This window comes from Pseudomonas sp. PDM21 (assembly GCF_014852505.2).
GTDB lineage: Bacteria > Pseudomonadota > Gammaproteobacteria > Pseudomonadales > Pseudomonadaceae > Pseudomonas.
Genome location: NZ_CM181223.1, coordinates 6,255,207 through 6,274,274 on the forward strand (window position 1 = coordinate 6,255,207; position 19,068 = coordinate 6,274,274).

At 66.3% G+C, this 19,068-nt stretch carries 17 protein-coding genes; 9 read left to right on the forward strand and 8 right to left on the reverse strand.

Going from position 1 to position 19,068, the window contains the following annotated elements:
- Positions 1–116: 116 nt before the first annotated feature.
- The 4 genes from IB275_RS28830 to IB275_RS28845 all read left to right on the forward strand — a co-directional run bounded on the left by IB275_RS28830 (position 117) and on the right by IB275_RS28845 (position 3,365).
- Positions 117–1,139, forward strand: a complete 1,023-nt coding sequence (locus IB275_RS28830) for a hypothetical protein (protein ID WP_192293378.1) — start codon at positions 117–119, stop codon at positions 1,137–1,139.
- Positions 1,136–2,203 (forward strand): hypothetical protein, encoded by a 1,068-nt coding sequence (locus IB275_RS28835; protein ID WP_192293380.1) that lies wholly within the window; start codon positions 1,136–1,138, stop codon positions 2,201–2,203. Before IB275_RS28830 ends, IB275_RS28835 begins: the two co-directional genes overlap by 4 nt.
- A 20-nt stretch (positions 2,204–2,223) precedes the next feature.
- Positions 2,224–2,736: a dihydrofolate reductase gene (locus IB275_RS28840; protein WP_192293654.1), complete on the forward strand. Its 513-nt coding sequence runs from the start codon at positions 2,224–2,226 to the stop codon at positions 2,734–2,736.
- Between the two features lie 359 nt (positions 2,737–3,095).
- A complete protein-coding gene (locus IB275_RS28845) occupies positions 3,096–3,365 on the forward strand; it encodes a double zinc ribbon domain-containing protein (protein WP_225607719.1) in 270 nt (89 codons plus the stop codon).
- A 31-nt stretch (positions 3,366–3,396) separates the two neighbouring features.
- Here the strand turns inward: IB275_RS28845 and IB275_RS28850 are convergent, their stop codons facing one another.
- Entirely contained in the window at positions 3,397–5,187 is a 1,791-nt protein-coding gene (locus IB275_RS28850; RefSeq protein WP_192293384.1) for an acyl-CoA dehydrogenase C-terminal domain-containing protein, read from the reverse strand.
- Between the two features lie 2 nt (positions 5,188–5,189).
- Positions 5,190–6,425: a 3-hydroxyacyl-CoA dehydrogenase gene (locus IB275_RS28855; protein ID WP_138213789.1), complete on the reverse strand. Its 1,236-nt coding sequence runs from the start codon at positions 6,423–6,425 to the stop codon at positions 5,190–5,192.
- 104 nt (positions 6,426–6,529) lie between these two features.
- Between IB275_RS28855 and IB275_RS28860 the strand changes: the two genes are divergently transcribed.
- The gene (locus IB275_RS28860) at positions 6,530–7,429 is read left to right on the forward strand and encodes a LysR family transcriptional regulator (protein WP_192293386.1); all 900 of its coding nucleotides are present in this window, start codon (positions 6,530–6,532) and stop codon (positions 7,427–7,429) included.
- A 220-nt stretch (positions 7,430–7,649) separates the two neighbouring features.
- Here the strand turns inward: IB275_RS28860 and IB275_RS28865 are convergent, their stop codons facing one another.
- The 5 genes from IB275_RS28865 to hslO all read right to left on the reverse strand — a co-directional run bounded on the left by IB275_RS28865 (position 7,650) and on the right by hslO (position 14,823).
- Positions 7,650–8,252 carry a nitroreductase family protein gene (locus IB275_RS28865; RefSeq protein ID WP_192293388.1) on the reverse strand — a complete coding sequence of 201 codons (603 nt, stop codon included), beginning with the start codon at positions 8,250–8,252 and terminating at the stop codon, positions 7,650–7,652.
- Between the two features lie 154 nt (positions 8,253–8,406).
- Positions 8,407–9,906, reverse strand: a complete 1,500-nt coding sequence (locus IB275_RS28870) for a flavin-containing monooxygenase (RefSeq protein WP_192293390.1) — start codon at positions 9,904–9,906, stop codon at positions 8,407–8,409.
- Between the two features lie 126 nt (positions 9,907–10,032).
- Positions 10,033–11,970, reverse strand: a complete 1,938-nt coding sequence (locus IB275_RS28875) for a RecQ family ATP-dependent DNA helicase (RefSeq protein ID WP_192293392.1) — start codon at positions 11,968–11,970, stop codon at positions 10,033–10,035.
- A gap of 249 nt (positions 11,971–12,219) precedes the next feature.
- The gene (locus IB275_RS28880) at positions 12,220–13,761 is read right to left on the reverse strand and encodes a phosphoenolpyruvate carboxykinase (protein WP_081515293.1); all 1,542 of its coding nucleotides are present in this window, start codon (positions 13,759–13,761) and stop codon (positions 12,220–12,222) included.
- A gap of 168 nt (positions 13,762–13,929) precedes the next feature.
- Positions 13,930–14,823 (reverse strand): Hsp33 family molecular chaperone HslO, encoded by an 894-nt coding sequence (gene hslO / locus IB275_RS28885; RefSeq protein ID WP_138213783.1) that lies wholly within the window; start codon positions 14,821–14,823, stop codon positions 13,930–13,932.
- Positions 14,824–14,941: 118 nt separating this feature from the next.
- On the opposite strand from hslO, the gene IB275_RS28890 reads away from it, so the two are divergent.
- A complete protein-coding gene (locus IB275_RS28890; protein ID WP_192293394.1) occupies positions 14,942–15,742 on the forward strand; it encodes a phosphatase PAP2 family protein in 801 nt (266 codons plus the stop codon).
- Positions 15,743–15,787: 45 nt separating this feature from the next.
- On the opposite strand, the gene IB275_RS28895 is transcribed toward IB275_RS28890, so the two are convergent.
- Positions 15,788–16,180, reverse strand: coding sequence for an RNA-binding S4 domain-containing protein (locus tag IB275_RS28895; protein WP_045215645.1), 393 nt, complete (start codon positions 16,178–16,180; stop codon positions 15,788–15,790).
- Between the two features lie 101 nt (positions 16,181–16,281).
- Here IB275_RS28895 and rimB point away from each other — a divergent pair, with 101 nt between their 5' ends.
- The 3 genes from rimB (at position 16,282) to IB275_RS28910 (ending at position 18,964) form a co-directional block, all read left to right on the forward strand.
- Positions 16,282–16,758, forward strand: coding sequence for a retropepsin-like aspartic endopeptidase RimB (gene rimB / locus IB275_RS28900; RefSeq protein ID WP_138213779.1), 477 nt, complete (start codon positions 16,282–16,284; stop codon positions 16,756–16,758).
- Entirely contained in the window at positions 16,755–17,660 is a 906-nt protein-coding gene (gene rimK / locus IB275_RS28905; RefSeq protein ID WP_038803545.1) for a 30S ribosomal protein S6--L-glutamate ligase, read from the forward strand. The genes rimB and rimK overlap by 4 nt, the downstream gene beginning before the upstream one ends.
- Before the next feature lie 374 nt (positions 17,661–18,034).
- Positions 18,035–18,964: a S66 peptidase family protein gene (locus IB275_RS28910; protein ID WP_192293396.1), complete on the forward strand. Its 930-nt coding sequence runs from the start codon at positions 18,035–18,037 to the stop codon at positions 18,962–18,964.
- Positions 18,965–19,068: the final 104 nt, after the last annotated feature.

A 19,068-nucleotide genomic window follows, 5' to 3' on the forward strand; every position in this document is an offset into this window, starting at 1 on the left:
CCGCCGCGTCCCGGCACCACCGGTAACACCCGGTGGCGTCAACCAAACCAAGGGGGGGCTCTCGCCGTGCCCGGCCAGCCTCACACTCGGAAAAACAACAAGAATGAGGCCTCGCCATGCTGCGCTCGATGCTCAGTGCCTTGCCCCTGCTGCTGGCCTCCGCCACCGCGGTTGCCGTGGAAACACCGCCGGTGCGCCCCTCCGACTGGGGCCCGGACACCCCGCTGATGCAGGCGGTGCCGCCGCGCGTGCTGGACGCCAACGTCAGCGCCCGGCAGTCCGACAGCAACACCTCGCAACTGTGGATCAGCCACACCGACTTCCGCCTGCACGACGACATCGGCTTCTTCATCCGCAAGATGCTGATCCAGATGAGCCCGGCGGCTGGCGCCGGCACACCGCTGATGCTCGACGACCCGAAGTCCATGGTCGCGCACATCCAGGCCGGGGACATCTTCGTCGCCGACGCGACCCTCGCCAGCCTGCTCAACGAGGAGCTGCGCAACGCCAACGCGCCGGTGCGCAACCTCAAGCTCAGCACCCGCGCCGACGGCCAGGAAGTCCACGGCGAGCTGCTGCGCAAGGGCCGCTGGCGGCCGCTGCGGATGGTCACCGGGATCGAGCAGGCCGGGCCGCTGAAGGTGGCGCTGGTGCCGCAGCGGATCTTCGTGGACGGAGTGGACGTCACGCCGTCGCTGACCGCTGCTTCCATCGAGATGTCCGAGGTGCTGCAACTGCACACCGCGCACATGCAGCTGATCGGCAACCGCATCCTGGTCGACCTCGACGGCCTGTTCCCGCCGCCGCGCCTGGACTTCACGGTGAGCAGCCTGAAGCTCGCCGACGGCGGCATGGACCTGCTGCTGGGCAGCGACCTGGCCGAGCTCAAGTGGCCACAGCTCAAGGCGCCGCAGAGCTACATGTTCATCGAGGGCGGCGACATCAAGATGGCGCGGACCATCCTGGTGAAGGCCTACGCGCTGTTCACCAGCCTCAGCCCGGATGCGCCACTGCTGTTCAACCTCTACGACTACCGCCGCCAGCTGCAGTACGGCGAAATCCGCCTGCGCGAAGACGGCATGGTGCACATCGCCGTCTCGCCGGTTAAGGCGCCGGCCCCGGAGGAGAAAGCCCTATGAAAACCCTCCTTGCTTCCCTTCTTTGCCTCACGCTGGCCGGCCAGGCCGCGGCCGAGAGCGCCATCGACAAGCAACAGCGCGAACTGGGCGTGCTGCGCCAGGGCTGGTTCCAGCAGACGCCGCCGGCGGCGGACTTCAAGGCCAGCCGGCCGGGCGGCCTGCGTGACTCCGGCCAGGACGGCGTGGGCATCCTGCTGAACAACGTGGACATGTACTTCCAGGGCAACATCGGCTTCCACAGCCCGCTTCTCAAGGGCTGGCTGGTGCCGCTCAGGGCCGGCGAGCCGATTGACTTCGACCGTCCGCAGGACATGCGCATCAACGTCTCCGAGGGCGAGGTGATCCTCAGCCCCGAACAGCTCGGCAGCCTGTTCAACCAGCACATCCTCGCCTACCCGGAAACCATGCTGCGCGAGTTCAAGCTAAGCATCGAAGGCGACCGCCTGCTGGTCTCCGGCGAGGTGCAGCCGCTGGGCGTCGGCCCCTGGCTGCCGCTGCGGCTCGCCGGCACGGTGAAGCTCGACGGCGACAACCTCGACTACCAGCCCGACAGCGTGAAGGTGCTCGGCGTGCCCAGCTACGGCGCCATGAGCCTGGTGGGCCTGCGCCTGGATTCGCTGGTGACCCTGGAGCGGCCCGGCGCGGTGCTGCAGGACAACGTGATGCACCTGAACTACCACCAGGTCTTCCCGCTGGTGGGCATCTACGGCCGTGTCGAATCCACCTGGCTGGACGCCCAGGGCCTGCACCTGAAGTTCGCGCCGAAGGAAGGCGCCGCCTCGCTGGCCTTCGAGCCTCCGCGCCAGGCCGGACAGTCCTACATCTGGCTGCAGTCGGGCGACCTGAAAATCTTCGAAATCCTCATCACCTACTCGCAGGTGCTGCTCAAGGCCGAGCGCCCGGACCAGACCCTGGCCTTCAACCTCAAGGACTATCGCAGGGTGCTGGCCACCGGCATCACCCAGGTCAACGAGGACGGCACCTTCTTCATGCGCGTTCCGCCACCCGCCGGCCCCGCCGACGGCGAGCGGCTGGTATCCTCTGGCAACGGGAGTTCCCGCTGATGTTCACCACTGGAGTCGAGATGACCCAAGCACTGCCCCTGGCGATGATCGCCGCCCTTGCCGAGAACCGCGTGATCGGCGTCGACAACCGCCTGCCCTGGCACCTGCCGCAGGACCTCAAGCACTTCAAGGCCATGACCCTCGGCAAGCCGGTGATCATGGGCCGCAAGACCTGGGATTCGCTCGGCCGCCCGCTACCGGGCCGGCTGAACATCGTGGTCACCCGCCAGGCGGGCCTGACGCTCGACGGCGCGGAAGTCTTCACCAGCCTCGACGCAGCCCTGGAGCGCGCCGAGCAATGGGCCAGGGAAGAGGAAGCCGACGAGCTGATGCTGATCGGCGGTGCGCAACTCTACGGTGAAGCCCTGGGCCGCGCCGAACGCCTCTACCTGACCCGCGTGGGCCTGAGCCCGGCCGGTGATGCGCACTTCCCCGAAGTGAGCGAAAGCCAGTGGCACCTGGCCTCGAGCATCGAACATGACGCGGAAGGCGAAACGCCGGCCTATGCGTTCGAGGTATGGGAGCGGGCCTGATAGCCCTGCGTATCCGGAGCCCCTCACCCCAGCCCTCTCCCAGAGGGAGAGGGAGCCGTATGTGCCGAGATGAATCCTGCTCTCCCTGATCGACCGGCTGACGCCTGACTCCCAGAGCGCTCCGAACGGTCCCCTCTCCCTTCAGGGAGAGGGCTGGGGAGAGGGAACACCCAGCTCCGAACTACCAAAAGAAATCGCCGCCCCGATCACCCGGCGCGGCGTTTTTCATGGGCGCTCTTTTGCGAAATCTCCGCTCACACTCCCAAGCCTTGACCCTGTAGCAACTACAGGCTGCCCAATGACTCCACCCCACGACGGGAAACTGGAGGTACATCATGGGTTGGCTCGAACGTTTGATGATGGGCGGTCACCACGGCCGCGGCGGTCATGGCGGGCACGGTGGCGGTTACGGCGCACCGGGCTATCCGCCGGCGCCCGCGCCAGCGCCGACAGCCAATACGCTTCCCACTCAGCCCTGCCCGAAGTGCAGCACACAGAATCCTCAGGACAGTCGCTTCTGCCACAACTGCGGCGGGTCGCTACAGGCCAAGCCCTGCAAGGGCTGCGGCGCCGCTATCGCGCCCCAGGCGCGCTTTTGCGCGCAATGCGGCCAGGAGCGCGGCAGTTGACGGGCCCGCGGCAAAACCTCGGGCCCTGGGCTCAGAACGCGAAATGCTCCGCGTCCAGCGCCATCAGGCAGTCCGCGCCGCCCAGCAGGGCCTCGCGGTGCATGCTGGCACGCGGCAGGATGCGCCTGACGTAGAACTCGGCGCTGGCGAGCTTGGCGCGGTAGAAGTCCGCGTCGCCCTCGCCGGCCGCCAGCTTCGCCTGAGCCACACCGGCAGCCTGTAGCCACAGGCCACCGAGCAGCACGTAGGAGCAGTACTGCAGGAAGTCCACCGAGGTGGCGCCGATTTCCTGCGGGTCGCGCTGGCAGGCGGCGATCACTTCGCTGGTGAGGCTGCGCCACTCCAGCAGGCGTTGCCGGACGGTTTCCGCCAGGCCAGCCAGTTCAGTGCGCGCGCCGACGGTTTCGCAGGTGGCCGCCAGTTCGCCGATCAGCGCGTTCAGTTCCGTGCCGCCGTCGCCCAGCAGCTTGCGGCGGATCAGGTCGAGCGCCTGGATGCCGTTGGTGCCTTCGTAGATCTGGGTGATGCGGCTGTCGCGCATCAGCTGTTCCATGCCCCATTCGCGGATGTAGCCGTGGCCGCCGTAGACCTGCACGCCGAGGCTGGAAACCTCCTGGCCGACGTCGGTGAAGAACGACTTCACGATAGGGATCAGCAGCGCCGCGCGCTTGCTCGCGGCCTTGCGGCCGCCCGCCTCGGGGTGGCCGTGTTCCAGGTCCAGCTCGCGGGCGCAGAGCGCGGAAATCATCCGGCAACCCTCGGTGAGGGTCTTCTGGGTCAGCAGCATGCGCCGCACGTCCGGGTGGACGATGATCGGGTCGGCCGCCTTGCTGGGCTCGGCCGCACCGGTCAGCGCACGCGATTGCAGGCGCTCGCGAGCATACGCCAACGCGCCCTGGCAGGAGCGCTCGGCGATGCCCAGGCCCTGCAGGCCGACCTGGAAGCGCGCGTCGTTCATCATGGTGAACATGCACGCCAGGCCCTGGTTGGCCTGGCCGATCAGCCAGCCGGTGGCACCGTCGAAATTCATCACGCAGGTGGAGGCGCCCTTGATGCCCATCTTGTGCTCGATGGCGCCGCAGCTCAGGGAGTTGCGCGCGCCCGCCGTGCCGTCGGCGTTGGCGATGAACTTGGGCACCAGCAACAGGCTGATGCCCTTCACCCCGGCCGGCGCATCCGGCAGGCGCGCGAGCACCAGGTGGACGATATTCTCGGAGAGGTCCTGCTCACCGCCGCTAATGAAGATCTTGCTGCCGCTGACGCTATAGCTGCCGTCGGCCCGAGGTTCGGCGCGGGTGCGCAGCAGGGCCAGGTCGGTACCGGCCTGGGGCTCGGTGAGGCACATGGTGCCGCTCCACACGCCGCTGACCATCTTCGCCAGGTAGTCGCGCTGCAGTTCCGGCGCGCCGTGCTTGTACAGCGCCAGCACCGCGCCTTCGGTGAGACCGGAATAGACGCGGAACGACAGCGAGGCGGCCATCAGCATCTCGTGGAAGCTGGCCGCGACCATCTGCGGGAAGCCCTGGCCGCCGAACTCGGTCGGCCCGGTCATGCTCGCCCAGCCATTGTCGCAGTATTGCTGGTAGGCCTCGCGGAAGCCGTCGGGCGTGGTGACTTCGCCGTTCAGCAGAGTCGCGCCCTGCTCGTCGCTGTTGCGGTTCAGCGGGGCGACCACTTCGCCGGTGTAGCGCGCGCCTTCTTCCAGCACGCCGTCGATCAGCTCGCGGTCGAGGCCGTTGCCCAGTTGCTCGCAATGGGCGCTGACGTCGAACAGCTCGTGAAGGACGAAGCGCATGTCGCGCAGGGGTGCCTGGTAACTCATGTTCAGTGCTCCTGTTTCACGTCGGCGAAGCGGCCATTGGCGGCGGCCAGGCGCTCGATCAGCGCGGCCGGCTGCCAGTGCGCGCCGTGCGCGCCGGCCAGGTCACGCAGGCGCGCCAGCACGCTCTGCAGGCCCTGACTGTCAGCCCAGGCCATTGGGCCGGACTTGTCCTTGGGGAAGCCATAACCATTGAGGTAAACGGTGTCGATATCGGCGCTGGTGGAGGCGATGCCTTCGTCGAGGATCTTCGCGCCTTCGTTGACCAGCGCCAGCAGGCAGCGCTCGAGGATTTCCTCGGCGCCGATATCGCGGCGCTGGTAGCCCAGGCGCTCGGACTCGCGCAGCACCAGTGCGTCCACTTCCGGGTCGTGCTCAGCCTGGCGGCTGCCCGGCTCGTAGTGGTAGAAGCCGTTGCCGGACTTCTGGCCGAAGCGGCCCATCTCGCACAGGCGGTTGTCCACCTGCACGGTCGGCGCATCCTGACCCTTGCCGGCCAGCTCGCGGGCGCGCCATTCGAGGTCGATGCCGACCACGTCGAACATGCGGAACGGCCCCATGGCGAAGCCGAAACCCTGGATCGCCGCGTCCACCTGATGCGGCAGCGAACCTTCGAGGATCAGCCGGCGCGATTCCTGGACGTACTTCTCCAGCATGCGGTTGCCGATGAAACCGTGGCAGTTGCCGGCGACCACGCTGACCTTGCCCATGCGCTCGCCCAGCTCAAGCGCCGCTTCGAGCACCGCAGGAGCGGTCTTCGCGCCGCGCACGATCTCCAGCAGCTTCATGATGTGCGCCGGGCTGAAGAAGTGCAGGCCGAGCACCTGAGACGGCCGCGAGGTCACTGCGGCGATGGCGTCGACGTCCAGGTAGGAAGTGTTGGACGCCAGGATGGCCGAGGGTTTCAGCGCCGCGTCCAGCTCGCGGAAGATCGACTGCTTGAGCTCCAGGTTCTCGTACACCGCCTCGATCACCAGGTCCACCTCGCGGATCGCCGCGTAGTTCGCCGCCTGGGAGATGCGCGCGCGGCGACGGGCCGCTTCGGCCTCGTCGATGCGGCCCTGGCGCACGTTGTGGGCGTAGGTGTCCGCCACGGCGCCAAGGGCCTGGGTGAGCATCTGCGGGTTGTTGTCCAGCCACAGGACCTGCACGCCGGCGTTCGCCAGGCACATGGCAATGCCCCGGCCCATGGTGCCGGCGCCGATGACGGCGGCGCTGGCGATGCGGATGTTCTGGCTCATGTTGTTCCTCTTGTCAGCCTGAAACGCTCGTTTGAAGACCACTCACCTTAGGGAAGGCGGTACTATTTTTGAAATTTTGAGTTGTGATAAGTGGAATTCAGCCAATGAATATGACCACCTTCGACCTCAACCTGCTGCGGGTGCTGGATGCGCTGCTGCGCGAGCGAAACGTCTCGCGCGCGGCGGAGCGCCTGTCGCTGAGCCAGCCGGCGGTGAGCAACGCGCTGAACCGTCTGCGCGAGCTGCTCGATGACCCGCTGCTGGTGCGCGTGGGCCGGGCGATGCAGCCGACGCCTCGGGCGCTGGAGCTGGAAGCGCCGATCCGCGATGCCCTGCAACGCATCGGCCAGAGCCTGGCCGGCGGCGACACCTTCGACCCGGCGCGCAGTCGCCAGCGCTTCACCCTGGCGCTGACCGACTATGTGGAAGCGCAGTGCATGCCGCACCTGCTCGAAAGTCTGGGCAGTGCGGCGCCAGGCATGGGCCTGAGCATCCAGCACCTGACACCGACGCTGCCCGCCGACGCACTGGACAAGGGCAACCTGGACCTGGTGCTGGGGCGCTTCGAGGAGCTGCCGGCGCGCTTCCAGCGCCGCCCGTGGGCGAGTGAAACGCTGCGCCTGTTGGCCCGGCGCGGGCATCCGCAGGTCGATGGCGGGATCGATCTGCCGACCTTCCTCGGCCAGCGGCACCTGTGGGTGTCCGGCGGGCAGACCAAAGGCATGGTCGATCAGTGGCTGGCCAGCCAGGGGCTGAAACGGCAGATTGCCTACACCACGCCCAACTACCTGCAGGCGGCGCATCTCGTGGCGACCACGGATTTGCTGACGGTGCTGCCGACACGACTGGCGGCGTATTTCGCCCGGCTGCTGCCGTTGCAGGTGCTGGAGTTGCCGTTCGACGTCGGGCAGTTCCACCTGGAGCTGGTCTATCTCGCCCAGCGCGAGCGGGATACGGCGTTGCAGTGGCTGGTGGAGCGGATTGTGGAGTCCGCGCCGGAGTGAGGTCTACAAGATCAAATGCCCCTCACCCTAACCCTCTCCCGCAAGCGGGAGAGGGGACCGTTCGGTGCAGGATGAAACCTCAGCGTCAGCCGGGACGGACTGCCCCCTCTCCCTGAGGGAGAGGGCTGGGGTGAGGGGAGCGCCCTAGCGCTGATATTCCAGGAAAAGACAGTCACGCCTGCGTAAACAAAAACGCGCCCGGAGGCGCGTTTCGTCGGGATCAGAAACGATCGCGAACGATCGTCTCTTCCAGCGGCAGGCGGCCGATGCGCGGCCGGGCTTCAACCGCCTGCTTGCCTACGGCGATCATCAGGCCGATGGCGTGGCTGGCCGGCAGGTTGATCAGCTTGCCCACGGCGTCGAAGTCGAAACCGACCATCGGCACGCTGTCCAGGCCACGGCCACGGGCGGCGAGCATCAGGGTCTGGGCCACCAGGCCGCTGCTGCGCATGGCTTCGTCGCGCTGGGTCTGCGGCTTGTCACGGTAGTAGCCGTCGATGGCGCCAACCATGTAGTTCTTCACTTCGACCGGGGCGCCGTCCCACACGCGCTCGGCGTTCTTCTCCCAGCTGTCGACCTGCGCGCAGACGATCACCAGCATCGAGGCGTCGGTCATCTGCACCTGGTCCCAGCCGGCTGCGCGAATCTGCGCGCGCAGCTGCGGGTCGCTGACTTCCACCAGGCGCACGTGCTGCAGGTTGAACGAGGTGGGAGCGAGCAGCGCCTGTTGCAGCAGGTCGTCCTTCTCCTCGCGGGTCATCACATAGGAAGTGTCGAAACCACGAATGGAACGGCGGCTGCGGATGGCGTCTTCGATCAGCATGGAAAATCCTCTGGCTGGCACGGGCGGGAATGGCGCGCATGGTAAGCCGAGAGGCTGCCCCGTTGCAGAACGGCGTATCGATAATGTCCATCCGAAGCGTTGATAGATCAAACGACGCGGGCACTCTCCGGACCGAGCAAGTGCCCGCAGGGGATCAGCTCTCCAGCGCTTCCACCGGTGCCGCCGCGGCCTGACGCTGCCTGGGCGAGGTGAAGGCCAGGTAACCATCCTCGACCTTGCCGTAGCGCAGCAGGGCGAGGTCCAGCGCGTAGTTCTGGTAGAGCTTCCACGGCGTGCGGTCGCCCTGCTTGGGCATGCGGTCGGCGGCACGCTGGATGTAGCCGGAGTTGAGGTTGAGGAAGGGTTCTTCCTTCACCGACCCATCAGTCTGGCGCGGCGTGCACTGGCGCATGCCGACGGCATCGAGGTGGTTGATCAGGCGGCAGAAGTACTCGCTGGAAAGGTCGGCCTTGAGCGTCCAGCTGGCGTTGGTGTAGCCGACGATGGCGGCGAGGTTGGGCAGGTCGCGCAGCATGATGCCGCGGTAGCCCATGCTCTGGGTGACGTCGAAGGGCTTGCCGTCGATGGCCAGCTCGGCGCCGCCGAACATCACCAGGTCCAGCCCGGTAGCGGTGACGATCACGTCCGCCTCCAGCACCTGACCGGACTTGAGCAGGATGCCCTTCTCGCAGAAGCGCTCGATATGGTCGGTGACCACCGAAGCACGGCCCTGGCGCAGCGCCTTGAACAGGTCACCATCGGGCACGCAGCACACGCGCTCGTCCCACGGCTTGTAGCGCGGACTGAAGTGGCGCATGTCGAAATCCTTGCCCAGCTGCAGGTTGGCCAGCTTCAGCATGAGCTTGCGCACCGCGCCGGGAAACGCCTTGGAGGCCATGAAGAAGATCATCTGCATGGTCACGTTGCGTGCACGCGCCTGGCGGTACACCCACTTCTCCGGCAGGAAGTTGCGCAGGAAGTTGGAGATCGGGTCCTTCGCCGGCAGGTTGATCACATAGGACGGCGAGCGCTGCAGCATGGTGACGTGGGCAGCCTTGTCGGTCAGCGACGGAACCAGCGTGACGGCGGTGGCGCCGCTGCCGATCACCACGATGCGCTTGCCGCTGTAATCGAAGCTCTCCGGCCACAGCTGCGGATGGATGACCTGCCCGGCGAAGCTCTCGCGTCCGGCGAATTCCGGGGTGTAGCCGGCGTCGTAGCGGTAGTAGCCGGTACACATGAAGAGGAACTGCGCGCTCATGCGCACCGGCTCCGCCTCGTCGCCGCGCTGCACGACAAGGTTCCAGCGTGCGCTGGCGCTGTCCCAGTCGGCCTTGAGCACGCGATGGCGGTAGCGGACCTTGTCCTCGACGCTGTACTCGCGGGCGGTCTCGCGGATGTAGCTGAGGATCGACGGACCGTCGGCGATGGCCTTGGGGTCGGTCCAGGGCTTGAAGTTGTAGCCCAGGGTGTACATGTCCGAGTCGGAGCGGATGCCCGGGTAGCGGAACAGGTCCCAGGTACCGCCCATGGCCTCGCGGCCCTCGAGGATGGCGTAGGACTTGCCGGGGCACTGCTTCTGCAGGTGGCAGGCGGCGCCGATGCCGGACAGGCCGGCGCCGATGATCAGTACATCCAGATGCTCGGTGGACATGCGCGGGGCTCCTTGCTGCAACGCCCTGAAGAGTCTAGGCGAGAATGCTCATTGCACACCCTACAAGGAGCCCAGCCGGCATCACGCCGACCTTTAGTCGTGCGTGGCGCCGGCGTCTTCAGGCGGTCACAGTTGCGCCTGAACCCAGTCACGGACCTGGGCGTAGGGGTAGTCCTCCAGCGTCGCGTAGCCCGGCAGCGTGCGGGCTCGCATGCGCGTGAAGGCCGGCACGCTGATGCCGCAGAGGAAGCGCGTCACGCAGTCGGCGCTGGGCGCAAGACCTCGTGCGCTGCGGAACTTTTCCAGAAACGCGGCGCAGCGATTTTGCAGTGACTGGCCGTCCAGCGGTGGCAGTGCGGGTGGCTCCGGCAGTCGGGCAATGCGGCCGGCGCAGACCGAGCAGTGCCCGCAGCGGCGCGGCGCGTACTGGTCGCCGAAGTACTGGGCAAGGCGCCAGCTCAGGCACTCCGAGCTGCCCAGCAGCTCGAGCATGGCGCCGATACGGGCGATCTCGCTGTCCTCGTGGCGCTTGAAGTAGCGATGCAGTTCCTCACTCAAGTTATCCACAGCGAAGGAAGCATCGCGTACCGAGTAGACCTCGGTCATCTGCTTGCTCTCCAACTCCACCCAGCCGCGCTCCTGGAAATAGTCCAGCGCCTTCACCACCCGCGCGCGCTCGGCGCCATGGCGGCTGTAGAGGGTGTCGAAATCCAGGGTCGCCCAAGTCCTGGCCCGCGCCGAGGTGGTGAGGATGGCGTCGACGAACTGCCGGCGCTCGCCTTCGAAATGACTCAGCAGCTCGGCGGAATCGATGTTCAGTTTGTAGCGATATTCGGCGAAGTAGGCGAAACGCGGGGCGATGATGCCGCGCAGCTCCAGCTGCACCAGCAGCGTCTTCAACGGCAGCTGACGGATGTTGGACTGGTCCGACAGCGGCACCAGCATGGTTTCCCACTGGCCGCCCCCCTGATCTCCAGCCGCCTGGCGAATCTCTTCCAGCACATGGCGAATGCCCTCGCGCTCGGGCGTGTCGCCGTAGACGAAGTTCTCCAGCACGTTGAGGCTGTCGCGGTTGGCCAGCACCAGGCACTCCGAGTGCTGGCCGTCGCGCCCGGCGCGGCCGATCTCCTGGCTGTAGTTCTCCAGCGACTTGGGCAGGTCGTAATGCACCACCTGGCGGATGTTGCTCTTGTCGATGCCCATGCCGAAGGCGATGGTGGCGACGATGCAGTTCAGCCGCCCTTCCATGAAGCGGCGCTGGATACCCTCGCGCTCCGGGTGCTCCATCCCGGCGTGGTAGGCACAGGCGGGAATACCGCGCTCGGCCAGGTGTGCCGCAACTTCCTCGGCGGTCTTCTGCTGGGTGACATAGACGATGGCTGGCTGCCCGGCGCGCTCGCCCAGCCAGTGCACCAGCCGCGCGCGACGGGCGGCGCTGGCCACCGGCTCCACCTGCAGGTCGAGGTTGGCGCGATAGAAGCCGGTGGTGACCACATCAACCTCGGCGATGGCGAACTTGGCGCGCATGTCGGCGATCACCGCCGGCGTCGCGGTGGCGGTGAGCAGCAACACCTGGGGAATGCGGAACTGCTTCTGGTAGTCCGGCAGCTTCAGGTAGTCGGGGCGGAAGTTGTGGCCCCATTCGGAAATGCAGTGCGCCTCGTCCACCACCAGCAGGGAAATCGGCACCTCGCTGATGAAGTTGCGGAAGCGCTCGTTCTTCAGGCGCTCCACCGAGATCATCAGCACCTTCAGCTCGCCGCTGCGCGCGCGGGCCATGGTCTGCGCGGTCTGCTCGCGGCTCTGCGCCGAATCGATGCTGGCGGCGGCGATGCCGTGGCGGGCGAGGAAGGCGAGCTGGTCCTGCATCAGCGCCAGCAGTGGCGAGACCACCAGGGTCAGGTGCGGCAGCAGCAGCGCCGGCAACTGGTAGCACAGCGACTTGCCCGAGCCGGTGGGGAAGATCGCCGCCGCCGAGCGCCCGGCCAGCACCGCGCTGACCGCCGTCTCCTGGCCGGGGCGGAATTGGCGGAAGCCGAAGACGCGTTCGAGGGTGTCGTGCATGGGGATAACTCCTTTCATGGGCGTCCACCCAGCCTAGGAACCGCTTTTGTAGGAGAGCGCTTACCAGCGAGTCGATCGAGGCCGTTCACCATACGCCGAAGCCGGCGTTTTTGTAGGAGCGCGCCGTGCGCGCGATCGCGCCCACAGTTCCCTTCCAAAAAGAACGGCCCGCTCCTACAGGGGGATTCCGGCGTCGGGCCGAGAAATGAAAAAGCCGCCCGAAGGCGGCTCTTTCCAGAACGGGCTCGCTTACAGCTGCGGGCCGGCGTTCTTGATGGCGTCGCTCACGTCGAACTTCTGGAAGTTGTCGATGAACTTGGTGGCCAGGCCCTTGGCGGCTTCGTCGTAGGCTGCCTTGTCTTCCCAGGTGTTGCGCGGGTTGAGCAGGACGGTGTCGACGCCCGGAACGGCCTTGGGCACGTCCAGGTTGATGATGTCCAGGTGCTCGGTCTCGGCGCCGATCAGAGCACCGCTCTGGATGGCGGCGATCACGCCACGGGTGGTCGGGATGTTGAAACGCTTGCCGACGCCGTAGCCACCACCGGTCCAGCCGGTGTTGACCAGGTAGACCTTGGAGCCGAAGGCCTTGATGCGCTTGATCAGCAGTTCGGCGTAGACGCCGGCCGGACGCGGGAAGAACGGTGCGCCGAAGCAGGTGGAGAAGGTCGACTTGATGCCGCCGCCCGAGCCCATTTCGGTGGAACCGACCAGCGCGGTGTAGCCGGACAGGAAGTGGTAGGCCGCCTGCTCGTTATTCAGGATCGACACCGGCGGCAGTACGCCGGTCAGGTCGCAGGTCAGGAAGATCACGGCGTTCGGCTCGCCGCCGAGGTTCTGCTCGGAACGCTTCTCGACGTTTTCCAGCGGATAGGCCGCGCGGGAGTTCTGGGTCAGGCTGTCATCGGCGTAGTCCGGGGTGCGGTTTTCGTCGAGGACGACGTTTTCCAGCACGGCGCCGAACTTGATGGCTTTCCAGATGACCGGCTCGTTCTTCTCGGACAGGTCGATGCACTTGGCATAGCAACCGCCTTCGATGTTGAAGACAACGCCTTCGCCCCAGCCGTGCTCGTCGTCGCCGATCAGGTAGCGGCTTTCGTCGGCGGACAGGGTGGTCTTGCCGGTGCCCGACAGACCGAAGAACAGGGTCACATCGCCCGCTTCACCGATGTTGGCGGCGCAGTGCATCGGCAGCACGTCTTTTTCCGGCAGCAGGTAGTTCTGCACGCCGAACATGGCCTTCTTCATTTCACCGGCGTAACGCATACCGGCGATCAGCACCTTCTTCTGGGCGAAGTTGAGGATCACGCAGCCATCGGAGTTGGTGCCGTCACGCTCGGGCACGCACTCGAAGTTGGCAACGTTGAGAACCTGCCACTCTTCGCGGCCGGCCGGGTTGTACTGCTCGGGCTCGATGAACAGCGCGCGGCCGAACAGGTTCTGCCAGGCGGTAGCGGTGGTCATCTTCACGGCCAGGTAGTGGTCGTGGGCAGACCCTACATGGACGTGGGAAACGAAATGGTCCTGGGCGTCATTGAAGGCCTGGACACGGTCCCACAGGGCATCGAACTTGTCGGCCGGGAACGGACGGTTGATGGCGCCCCATGCGATGGAATCCTTGCTGCCCGGCTCTTCGACGATGAAACGGTCGGCAGGCGAGCGGCCGGTGCGGTGGCCGGTTTTCACCACGAGCGAGCCGTTGTCGGCGAGTTCGCCTTCGCCGCGGCGAATGGCTTCTTCCACCAGTTGGGCAACGCTGATATCGGTGTAAACGGCTTTATTGGCTTGCGTCATGTGGGTCCCCGTCGGCCGAAGCCGAGTCCTCCAAACATTGCGTAGTGACTTCTGATTCCCACTACCGCGGAAAAAAGTCGCGGGATTATGCCAGAAAAGAACTGTTCTCGTGCAGCCTCTGATCTGGCGAGAGCGCCATTGGTTCGGCTATCGGACAATTCGATGCGGTCAATGGCGGGTTTCTGACGGCGTCTGGCTACCGCCGCCCGAGAACAGCTGGGCAACGTCCGAACCGTCGAACTGGTAGCGCTGGTTGCAGAACTGGCAGTCGATGACGATCTCGCCATCCTCCTCGGCCAGCAGCCGCTCGGCGTCTTCCTGCCCAAGACTGACCAGCGCGTTGGCCGAGCGTTCCCGCGAGCAGCTGCAGCGGAACACCAGCGGCTGCGGCTCGAACAGGCGCACGTCGTCCTCGTGGTACAGGCGGTGCAGCACGGTGGCGTTGTCCAGGCCCAGCAGCTCCTCGGCGGTGAGGGTATCGGCCAGGGTGCTGACGTGCTGCCAGCTGGCTTCCCGCGACTCGGCGTCGCGCTGGCGGTCGGCCGGCAGTTGCTGCAGCAGCAGGCCACGGGCGCGGCGGCTGTCGGCGTTCAGCCAGAAACGGGTCGGCAGTTGCTCGGAGGTGGCGAAGTAGGTCGACAGGCAGTCCGCCAGGGTCGCGCCTTCCAGCGGCACGATGCCCTGGTAGCGCTTGCCGTTCTTCGGATCGACGGTGAGGGTCAGTACGCCCTCCGGCATCAGCTCCGGCAGACCGGCGGTATCGCCGATGGCGTCCGCGTCGTAGCGGGCCAGGCCGCGCACTTCGCGGTTGCTGGAGCACTCCACCATCAGCAGCGGCACGGCACCGCTGGAGCGCGCCTGCAGCACCAGCAGGCCATCGAACTTCAGGGTGCCGCAGAGCAGCGCGGCGGCGGCCAGCATTTCTCCCAGCAACTGGGCGACCGGCTGCGGGTAGGGGTGCTTGGCCAGCACTTCGGCGAAGCTGCGGTCGAGCTCTACCAGCTCACCACGGACATCGGTGTTGTCGAACAGGAAACGCTGACTTTGATCGATCTGGGACATGCTTGGCACAACGCTGCGATAGGCACAAATAAATGACAAGTTGATGGCAAAGGCCTATAAAGCGCGCTTTGCAGCACCCACCCATACTCGGGGGGGTCCGTAAGGGGGTATCGATTTTATGGACAAAACCACGCCGTTCCAAGCCACCTGGTCCTGGAAGCCCTTCATCGCCTGTCACCTGATGGCGGTCGTCCTGCTCCTGCTGTGGCTCTGGGAGCCCGCTCGCAGCGCGATGGACCTGTTCGATTTCAGCCTGTTCAGCCTGCTCAACCAGCCGCTGGCGACCAACGAAGCCTGGCGCCTGACCTGGGCCGTGGCGAGCACCCGGCCGTTCGACCTGCTGGTCGGGGTGATCCTGCTGCTGCTGATGATCCGCGGCGACTGGATCTTCAAGGCCACCCAGGTCCGCGCAGCGACCTTCGGCTTTCTATGCGCGGCCGTCGTGCTGGTGGTCGTGCGCATCCTCTACGCCAAGGTCGCCCACAAGCTGGGCTGGCAGCACGCGAGCATTTCCAGCATCGCGCCGGATGCCGTACGCCTGGAACACTTCTTCCCGCAATGGGAAGACACCCCCTTCGAGGTGAAGGACGAGTCCGCCCGCAGCTTCCCCGGCGACCACGCCTCGGTGCTGCTGATCTGGGCGCTGTTCCTCACCCTGTTCGCCCGCAACGCCCTGCAGTGGGTGGTGATCTGGGGTCTGGCGCTGCTGTTCATGCTGCCGCGCCTGGTGGCCGGCGCGCACTGGGGCCAGGACGACTACATCGGCGGCGTGCAGATGGCGCTGGTGGCCCTGGCCTGGAGCTGCTTCACCCCCTTCGCCGCCAAGGGCAGCGCCGCCCTGGTGCGCTGGACCGACCCGCTGTTCCGCCTGGCCGCGAGAATCCCACTGGTCAATCGCCTGAGCGTCGTCGCGGGCTGACGGCTACCTGCTCCCGGCGAGGCGCCCGTCGCCCTCGCCGGTCGATCATTCCTGATCGCGGAAGCTGAACAACTGGCGTCGCTGCTTCTTGGTCGGCCGCCCGTCGGTCTGCACGCCCAGCGCGCCGGCCTTGCGCATGGCCGAAGCGTCCTCGCGGCGTTTCACGCTGTCCGCGGTCTCTTCATAGAGCAACTGTGCCTCGGGCGCGCCACGGCGCACCATGGACAACGCTTTCACCACCACGGTGCGCTCGTCGAAGCCGGTGCGGATCACGTACTCCTCGCCGACCTTCGGCTCCTTGCCCGGCTTGCAGCGCTCACCCCGGCAATGCACCTTGCCACCGTCGATGGCTTCCTTGGCCAGGGAGCGGGTCTTGTAGAAGCGCGCCGCCCACAGCCACTTGTCCAGGCGGACCTTGTCGTCGTCTTTTTCGCTCACTTCACAACCTCGTCATGCGGGTCTGAGAGTGTACCCCGCGCCCCGCTGGCGGGGCACAAGCGGCCTGACTAGAATGCCGGCAAACGCCGGGGACACCAGCCTTGAAGACTTTCGACCAGCTGTCGGTAATTGGTCTGCGCGAATGGATCGCCCTGCCCGAACTGGGCATGGTCGGCCTGCGCGCGAAGATCGACACCGGCGCCAGCACCTCCAGCCTGCATGCCAGCGACATCGTGCCTTTCGAGCGCGACGGGCAGAGCTGGGTGCGCTTCGTCGCCCACTTGGGCACCCAGGTGCAGCGCCGCCATCGCTGCGAGGCGCCGGTGGTGACGATGAAGACCATCAAGAGCTCCAACGGCCAGGCCCAGACCCGCTACGTGATCCGTACCCTGCTGGCGCTGGGCGACCGCGCCTGGTCGGTGGAATTCACCCTGGCCTGCCGCAAGACCATGCGCTACCGCGTGCTGCTAGGCTCCAAGGCTCTCGTACAGGGCCAGCTGGTGGTCAACCCGGGCCTCACCTACGTGCAAGACAAACCCCTCATCATGGTTCCCGCCACCCTTCCAGGTGATCAATGAAAATTGCTGTGCTGTCGCGCAATCCGCGCCTGTATTCCACCCGTCGGCTGGTAGAGGCCGGGCAGCAACGCGGCCACGAGATGGTGGTGATCGACACCCTCCGCGCCTACATGAACATCGCCAGCCACAAGCCGCAGATCCACTACCGCGGCAAGCCGCTGGAAGGTTTCGACGCGGTGATCCCGCGCATCGGCGCCTCGGTGACCTTCTATGGCTGCGCCGTGCTGCGCCAGTTCGAGATGATGGGGGTCTTCCCGCTCAACGAGTCGGTGGCCATCGCCCGTTCCCGCGACAAGCTGCGTTCGCTGCAGCTGCTGTCGCGCAAGGGCATCGGCCTGCCGGTGACCGGTTTCGCCCACTCCCCCGATGACGTGCCGGACCTGATCGAAATGGTCGGAGGCGCGCCGCTGGTGATCAAGCTACTGGAAGGCACCCAGGGCATCGGCGTGGTCCTCTGCGAGACGGAGAAGGCCGCCGAATCCGTGCTGGAGGCCTTCATGGGGCTCAAGCACAACATCATGGTGCAGGAGTACATCAAGGAAGCCGGCGGCGCCGACATCCGCTGCTTCGTGGTCGGCGACAAGGTGATCGCCTCGATGAAGCGCCAGGCCGCGGCCGGCGAGTTCCGCTCCAACCTGCACCGTGGCGGCAGCGCCAGCCTGATCAAGATCACCCCGGAGGAGCGCATGACCGCCATCCGCGCCGCCAAGGTGATGGGCCTGCACGTCGCCGGCGTCGACATCCTGCGCTCCAACCATGGCCCGCTGGTGATGGAGGTGAATTCCTCGCCGGGCCTGGAAGGCATCGAGACCACCACCGGCAAGGACATCGCCGGGGTGATCATCGAGTACCTGGAGAAGAATGGCGGGCCGCATCTGGCGCGGACCAAAGGCAAGGGGTGAGCCAGGGCTTTTTTCGCGACGCATGCGTTGCACCGGCGAACGCCAGGCCACGGGTGGCTTGGCAGCGGTCACGGAGAAGCACGTAGTCGCCACAGGGGTCTCAGGAACAAACTCTCATGAGTCCCCCTTAAGCATCGCGCGGGGCTCCCCCTCACCCTAACCCTCTCCCAAAGGGAGAGGGGACTGATCGGTACAGGCTGAAATCGCATCATCAGCCGGCACGGACGGCGCCCTCTCCCTCCGGGAGAGGGCTGGGGTGAGGGCAATCGCGGCACCCATACCAGCAGAAAGCACGCTGTCCATCGTTGCCCCATTGAACCCTTCACGAGCAAGCTCGCTCCTACAGGTCCTTTCCACCGTTGTCGGATGTACTCATGCCCGCTCCCCGCCCCCACGCCGAACTCACCTGGTCGCCCATCGAAGGCCGCGTCGCGCTGGTCGCGCCGGCCTCGGCGATTGCCGAAGAGGTACTCGAAGCCACCCTGCGCCAGTTGGAAGTACAAGGCATCGACTATCACCTGGGCGAGCACGCCGACGCCCGCTACCGCTACCTGGCCGGCACGCCGGAGCAACGCCTGGAAGACTTCCACGCCGCCTTCGAGCGGGAAGACGTCAGCGCCGTCTGGTGCCTGCGTGGTGGCTACGGCTGTGGACAACTCATCCCGCAGCTGGACTGGCAGCGCCTCAAGGCCGCCTCGCCGCGCCCGCTGATCGGCTTCTCGGACATCTCCATCCTGCTCAGCGCCTTCCACCGCCAGGGCCTGCCGGCGATCCATGGCATGGTCGCCACCGGCCTCGGTCTGCAGCCGCTGAGCGCACCCAGCGAGCAACGTGAACGCCTGGCTTCGCTGGCCTCGGTCAGCCACGTTCTGGCCGGCGGCCCCGGCAAGCTGGCGGTGCAGCATCTGGCGGGGCCGAAGGCGGCTGTGGAAGGTGAACTGATCGGCGGCAACCTCACCGCGCTGGCCTGCATGGCTGGCACAGCAGGTGCGCTGTATGTGCCGGACGGCGCGATCCTGATCCTCGAGGACGTCGGCGAGCCCTACTACCGCCTCGAGCGCAGCCTCTGGCAGCTACTGAACAGCCTGGACGGCGCACGCCTGGGCGCGATCTGCCTCGGCACCTTCACCGATTGCCCGCGCAAGGGCGTGGCCCACAGCCTGGAAGAAATCTTTGCCGAGTACGCCGCGCAACTGGGCGTGCCGCTCTACCACGGCCTGCCCAGCGGCCACGGCGCGCACAACCGCGCCTGGCCCTATGGGCGCCGGGCGGTTCTCGAAGGCAAATCCCTGCGCTGGGATTAGAGTCTGTTTACGATCTCGCGAGCTAGAGCAGAACAAGGCGAGGGCAGCTGAGAAAGCGGAGTTGACTGTAGTCAATGAGCACTTCTCGGCTGGCCTCAACGCAG